The organism is Bradyrhizobium macuxiense (assembly GCF_001542415.1).
Classification (GTDB): Bacteria; Pseudomonadota; Alphaproteobacteria; order Rhizobiales; family Xanthobacteraceae; genus Bradyrhizobium; species Bradyrhizobium macuxiense.
In genome coordinates, this window is sequence record NZ_LNCU01000086.1 from 1 (window position 1) to 5778 (window position 5778).

The window sequence follows — 5778 nt, forward strand, 5'->3', positions numbered from 1 at the left end:
AGCGGCATCTTCCAGGCCGATGCCTATGGTGGCTATGGCAGGCTTTACGACCCGGGCCGCAACGCAGGTCCGATTCTGGAAGCCGCGTGCTGGGTCCATGCCCGACGGCCGTTCTTCGTGATGGCTGATCTGGCCGAGAATGCGCGCCGCAAAGTGCAGGGCAAAAAGCCGGCGGTGATCTCGCCTCTGGCGCTGGAAGCAGTCCGCCGGATCGACGCCTTGTTCGAGATCGAGCGGGGCATCAACGGCGAAACGCCCGAACGGCGCCGGGCCGTCCGCCAGGAGCTCAGCGCGCCGCTGGTCGCCGCTCTGGAAGCCTGGATGCGTGAGCAGCGCGCCAAGCTCTCACGGCGCAATGATGTCGCCAAGGCGATGGACTACATGCTCAAGCGCTGGGGCGCGTTCACCCGCTTCCTCGACGACGGCCGCATCTGCCTGTCCAACAACGCCGCCGAACGAGCCCTGCGCGGCATCGCCCTCGGTCGGAAGTCTTGGCTGTTTTGCGGCTCCGACCGCGGTGGTGACCGTGCCGCGGTGATGTACAGCATGATCGTCACGGCCAAAATGAACGAGGTGGATCCACAAGCCTGGCTCGCCGACGTCCTGGCCCGCATCGCTGCACATCCAGCCCAAAGGCTTGACGAACTGCTGCCCTGGAATTGGCGAGACCGAAACAAGCAAGTCAATCAGGCAGCCTGAGTGACCGCGGTCCTCACCGGATGCTTACGACGAAAGTGTCGAGAGCTTCGTTTCTCTCAACGACCTTGATCCACACCGAATATGTTTGACCATTCCGCTTGCGTGTTTCGCGACGCTCCGAGTTCAACATCTTGAAGTAGGCAGGACCGAATTGATCGGAGACCGGGAAGTGAACATATCCCGGTTTGCGCTCGCCGAGTTCGGGAGGACTGATCTTGAGTTTCGCATAGACGGCTTCCTTGCCGCTATCTACGCCAAGCATCCAAACCGGATTGCCTGAGTTCGACTTGCTCGCATGGCCGGGCCAGATGGGCAATGCACCGCCTTGACCTTTGCAAGCGAAGACACGACGGCCACGATGTTGTTTGGCGAACTCATAGACCTGAGCTGCGAAGTGTCCGCCTGTATCGATACCGAATGCATCGATCAGATGCGGGCGACCGGTCACAGTGCGGAAGCGTTCGCGCAACAGCATATCGAGATCGAGCCAGACTTGAGGCTGAGCCGGATCGCCGTGCAGGACTTCATAACGGAACGGCCAAGCCTCTTCCTGACTTCCCCACGCAATCAACTGAACCTCAAGGCGATCGTCCTGAACGTCGCAAAATCCGGTGATGGTGATGATGCATTCGGGCAGGCTATCGCCGTCATACAGTTCGGCGCGTTGCATCAGTGCATTCTCATTGAGACCATCTCCACACTTCACTTCCCAGAGTTCGGCGAGTGCAGTGTTGGTCCACTTGCGAAGCAATTCAGGATCGCCCTGAGCTTCTAGAAACTCGCGGACTACATCGGCGAGATTATGCCGCTTGCTGTAGAGCTTGCTGACACAGAACCCGGCATGACCGCTGTAGGGCGATGGTTGCTCGCAATGCTGGCAGAGTGAACGGCCTTCTGCATTCCAGAGCACTGGCGTTTGCTTTTCACCGCAACAGCTAAACTCTGCCGTCTGTCGCCATCCGTGATCGCTGGCAGTCGCCAGTTCATCGAGGGCAGCGATACGCTCCCGCTCAGTCCAGAGCACGCCACAGATGCTGCATGAGATAGCCGCAGTATCCGGCAGATGTTCGCCAGCCTCATCTTTAGACCAACGCATATTGGCCCAGCTCAGGGTTTGGTGCTCGAAGCAATGCGGGCAACGAACGTAGAGACGGCGCTGATCGGAGGCTGCATACTCACGACCGATACGAGACTCGTTTTTTACGGTCGGAGAGCATGTCCTGACAAACTTCGCGCGACCGACTGCTTTGTAGGTAGACGCGCGCTCTTCGGCCAGCTTCAAGGGATCGCCTTCGGCACCCGCCGAGACCGGGTACTTATCAATCTCGTCGCAGAGGATAATGCGCTTAGGACGGGATGCGAGGTCCGTAGGCGAGTTAGCTCCAACTAAATGAAGACTGAAACCCGGTCCATGCTTTGCGGTGATGGTGTTCGCATCATTATGCGCCCCGGTCTCGAATAGCTCGCGCAATGCTGGCGATGCTTCGATGCTAGGGGCCAAGCGCTCTTTCGAAAAGCTCTCGGCTGCGTTCTGGGTCGGTTGGACGAGAAGGACCGCAGTCGGCTCGTGCTCGCAAAAGTATAAGGCGCTGTTGAGCAGCAGCTCGGTTTTGACGAGCTGCGTTCCTGCCATCACGGTGATGGTGTGCGTATCGTCAGATGTAACAGCAAGCATTGGACCGTAGCAGCATGGTTGAGCTGAACAGCGCCAGAGGCCGGGCGAGACGGATGTCTTCGCAGGAATAAATCTGCAGCGCTCCGACCATTCGACTAGATTTAAATGATCGTATGCGCGGCAAACCTCGCAAGCTTCTGTGATAGCTGAGATGATTTCCGGGTTCATTGGCGAGTACCATCACTGTAAAATTCAGCGTGTAGGCGCTGAGCTGCTTCATTACGGGCAACTGACGCTGCTTCGGGAGCGTCGAAATAGCCAAGAAAGTGATTGCGTCCATTGATATGCACGCGAGCGAGATACTTGCCGCGTTGCCGATGGAAGCCGACGCCATGAAATCCGGATATGTTGTTGCGATTGCGGCTTTGGCGATTGCGCATATTCTCCGACCGACTAGCCTCGCGAAGATTTTGCAGCCTGTCCTGATCGAGGCGACCGATACCGTTGATGTGATCTATCTCATGATCCGGAAATCGGCCAAATACCCACAACCACGCGAGGCGATGGGCGAGATACTTGCGACCGTCGATATTGATATAGCGGTAGCCGTTGGACTGGATTGTTCCAGCCACGTCGCCAATCCTGATATTGCGATTAGGCTTAACCTTCCATCGGAAGAGTCCAGAACGCGGCGAATAGCTCAGAACATCCATCAACCTCTCTGCAGTCAACTCCGTCATTTCATCCTCATAAATAAAATAGAGCCACCGACGCCGAAGCGCCGATGGCTCTCTCTCCGATCACTGACGTACATCCGGTCAGCGATCAAAACTCTATTTCCTATCGACTACCCAACTGCGATCGTACCCTGACCAGCGCAAGTCTTTGCCGATGTACATCAGCTTTTCCGGCTCACCATCGATATGCAGATGCAGTTCTCGGTCGTAAGGCACGCGCCAGATGACGACACCGGCTGTTGGATAGTCCCAGCATAACCTCTCGGCGATGTTCTCGGCTTCACTCATCGTGAGGCACGTAGCAATGACGCCTTCTGTGACGACATGTCTGTCATCGCGCTCGACGAGGCATTCAAGGTCGAATGCGTAGCTCATTGCTCTTCGGTCTGTTCGCACCAATGGCCAACAGCGTGACATACCGTGGTCTTTACGGCGTGATCCTTGCCAGTGCTAAATGCACAATACTCGCACATGCGAATTGCTAAATCGCTATCCGCAAACGATGCAATGCGTTCGCCAGTGCTGACGTTATATAGCTCATACATGGTGATGTGATCCCTGTTTAGAATGAATGCTCACGGGCGATCTACGTCAGCCCAATTGGCGGGACACCCGTGATGGGTTTCGAAGTATCGCGCAATGCGCCAGTGCCTTGCAGAGTCGCGCGAACGTCCATCTTCGCGAGCTTGGATCGCTTTGGTGCGGTGCCATTTAAGGACGTTATGAAAGATTTCTTCATGACTAGTTTGCATGCGTTCTCCAAACGAAAAGCCCGGCAATCGAGCCGGGCTGAGATAGTGGTGATGGTGGTAGGCTTACGCTACGCGAATGCCTAGCCGTTCGGCTTGATCTCACCGCGCGCAATCACGTGCTGCAGAGCTTCGTACTGCTTGTCTTCGCAATAGATGCGCATTTCGAAGTTATTGCCCCACTTGTCGGCGCAGTCCTGTTTGATGGCTGCAACGGCATCCTGCGGGAGCTTGGCGATCTCATCAGGAGTGAAGTCAGCGGCGCTTGACGCAGTGGTGCCAAGCGCCAGAGCTGCGAGAGCCGCAGCAAACAAAAATGCTTTCATTGGTAGTTCCTCTAAATGGTGGTGGTTGTGTGTTGCCGTGGACTTGGCGCTCGATCTCACCAGTCGCAAGGTAGCCATGAGCCGGAAAAGGTAGTCGTTCAGCGTTGCCCGTCAGAGAAGAATTCGCCGTGAAGGCGACGGGCGTATTCATTGCGAGCGGTGAAGGCTTGTTCGGCGGTGTTGAAGCAACCGACGTGATGCTTACGACCGTTGTGCCCTACGTGAGCGCGATATTTGCCGAGTCGGTGATCGAAGCTGACGCCAACATATCCGCTAGTATTGTTGCGTTGACGACGCTGACGGTTACTCACGTTCTGTGAGTTGGTTGCTTCGCGAAGATTTTCCAGCCTATCGCAATCCGGGCGATCGACGCCTTGAATGTGGTCGATTTGATCGCTAGGCCAGCGTCCAGTCACGTAGAGCCAAGCCAAGCGATGGGCTTTGTACAGCCTATTATCGATCGATATATTTCGATATCCCTTGCGATCGACGTTCCCGGCAACGTCACCAATCTTGACCTGAATAGCAGAACGAACCTTCCAACGAAATAGACCGCTTCTAGGTGAGTAGGTCAAAATCTCTTTCAGTCGTTCAACAGTTAGAGCCGTCATTTTCTTGACCTCATGGCTTGTATCATTCTTTCTTTGAAATGACGCCGTGAGCTTTCGATCATGATTTGCTCGAAGTCTTCGTGGAAAGGCACGTCCTTCGGCTGTTGAGTGCGAGGTACGAGCACGTACATCAGTTTGAGATGCTTGTTTTTGCCTCGACCTACAGCCTGATAGATTTTGTTGCCTTTGACGACCTTGCCAACCATGTTGGCAGGCTTCTGGCTCTGCCTGACGCCACTCGCACCACGGCTCACGTTGTCGGTCGGCACGATCAGATGAGCGCCCTTCGGAAGCTTAACGCCTCCTTCGGCATGCAAAGCAAGGTGCGCGCGCTGGTCTGGAGTGTTGTCGTAGATTTCGACCGTCAGATCATACTTGGTGCTGAACTTGGTACGAAGCGCCCAACGCAGGAAGGATGCGTTACGGACCTTGACGGCTTTCGGCCATGTTTCTTCGATCAGATACTCGTAAGCGTCGTTCGCCGCATCATTGAGTGCACGTGATAGAGCGAACGGCATTTGATCGATTGCCGCATCCATGCGCTTTACCTGTTCTTCGAATGGCGCGAGATCGATTTTGAACGTAAACATGATTTGCGTGATCCTGCGTAGAAACGAAAACGGCCAGCAAATCGGCTGGCCGTGTTTTGTGATGATTAGTTCATGGTTAGCTACAGGATCAATGCAACTGCTAACGCCATGAACGATGTGAACATGATCCATTCATAGCGCGATAGACTGGCAAGCCTGAGAACCACAACGATGGCTGCAAGCGTCACCAGAATGACGACGAGCAGGTAGTTCGGAATTACAACAATCATTGATGCGCCTCCGTTTGCGGTAATCATCACGACTACCGCATCCGGGTTGTCACGATGTATAAGTCTTTGGACTACTAGGCGTCCTGCGATGCCATCGCCATCGGGCGACCGCGATTGAGCCGGGCTTCTTTGAACAAACCGTTGACATTCGCGCTCGTTCGCGTGCCTTTCGGCATGTTGCTGAAATTCACATTTACGTTCGCGCTGCCATCGACCTTAAC

Annotated in this window: 8 protein-coding genes; 1 reads left to right on the forward strand and 7 read right to left on the reverse strand. The window is 55.1% G+C overall.

Going from position 1 to position 5778, the window contains the following annotated elements; all coding sequences use genetic code 11:
* Positions 1 to 699 (forward strand): IS66 family transposase (gene tnpC, locus AS156_RS25345; RefSeq protein ID WP_136626368.1); only part of this gene is annotated, 699 nt, incomplete at its 5' end.
* A gap of 13 nt (positions 700 to 712) precedes the next feature.
* Here the strand turns inward: tnpC and AS156_RS41140 are convergent.
* The 7 genes from AS156_RS41140 to AS156_RS43020 all read right to left on the reverse strand — a co-directional run bounded on the left by AS156_RS41140 (position 713) and on the right by AS156_RS43020 (position 5557).
* The gene (locus AS156_RS41140; RefSeq protein WP_082747723.1) at positions 713 to 2542 is read right to left on the reverse strand and encodes a phage terminase large subunit family protein; all 1830 of its coding nucleotides are present in this window, start codon (positions 2540 to 2542) and stop codon (positions 713 to 715) included.
* Positions 2539 to 3054: an HNH endonuclease gene (locus AS156_RS41145; protein ID WP_082747724.1), complete on the reverse strand. Its 516-nt coding sequence runs from the start codon at positions 3052 to 3054 to the stop codon at positions 2539 to 2541. Before AS156_RS41145 ends, AS156_RS41140 begins: the two co-directional genes overlap by 4 nt.
* Positions 3055 to 3147: 93 nt before the next feature.
* Complete coding sequence (locus AS156_RS41150) at positions 3148 to 3426, reverse strand: hypothetical protein (protein WP_082747725.1); 279 nt, start codon at positions 3424 to 3426, stop codon at positions 3148 to 3150.
* A 457-nt stretch (positions 3427 to 3883) separates the two neighbouring features.
* Positions 3884 to 4126 carry a hypothetical protein gene (locus AS156_RS25370; protein WP_066510120.1) on the reverse strand — a complete coding sequence of 81 codons (243 nt, stop codon included), beginning with the start codon at positions 4124 to 4126 and terminating at the stop codon, positions 3884 to 3886.
* A gap of 98 nt (positions 4127 to 4224) precedes the next feature.
* On the reverse strand, positions 4225 to 4737 hold the full coding sequence (locus AS156_RS41155) for an HNH endonuclease (protein WP_082747726.1): 513 nt from the start codon (positions 4735 to 4737) through the stop codon (positions 4225 to 4227).
* Positions 4734 to 5327 (reverse strand): hypothetical protein, encoded by a 594-nt coding sequence (locus AS156_RS25380; protein WP_066510125.1) that lies wholly within the window; start codon positions 5325 to 5327, stop codon positions 4734 to 4736. The genes AS156_RS41155 and AS156_RS25380 overlap by 4 nt, the downstream gene beginning before the upstream one ends.
* A gap of 80 nt (positions 5328 to 5407) precedes the next feature.
* Positions 5408 to 5557 (reverse strand): hypothetical protein, encoded by a 150-nt coding sequence (locus tag AS156_RS43020; RefSeq protein ID WP_160331048.1) that lies wholly within the window; start codon positions 5555 to 5557, stop codon positions 5408 to 5410.
* Between the last annotated feature and the right edge of the window lie 221 nt (positions 5558 to 5778).

Excerpts from the sequence above, each read along its gene's own strand:
- AS156_RS41140 (WP_082747723.1), bottom strand. The coding sequence starts at position 2,542 with ATGAACCCGGAAATCATCTCAGCTATCACAGAAGCTTGCGAGGTTTGC.
- AS156_RS41145 (WP_082747724.1), bottom strand. The coding sequence starts at position 3,054 with ATGACGGAGTTGACTGCAGAGAGGTTGATGGATGTTCTGAGCTATTCG.
- AS156_RS41150 (WP_082747725.1), bottom strand. The coding sequence starts at position 3,426 with ATGAGCTACGCATTCGACCTTGAATGCCTCGTCGAGCGCGATGACAGA.
- AS156_RS25370 (WP_066510120.1), bottom strand. The coding sequence starts at position 4,126 with ATGAAAGCATTTTTGTTTGCTGCGGCTCTCGCAGCTCTGGCGCTTGGC.
- AS156_RS41155 (WP_082747726.1), bottom strand. The coding sequence starts at position 4,737 with ATGACGGCTCTAACTGTTGAACGACTGAAAGAGATTTTGACCTACTCA.
- AS156_RS25380 (WP_066510125.1), bottom strand. The coding sequence starts at position 5,327 with ATGTTTACGTTCAAAATCGATCTCGCGCCATTCGAAGAACAGGTAAAG.
- AS156_RS43020 (WP_160331048.1), bottom strand. The coding sequence starts at position 5,557 with ATGATTGTTGTAATTCCGAACTACCTGCTCGTCGTCATTCTGGTGACG.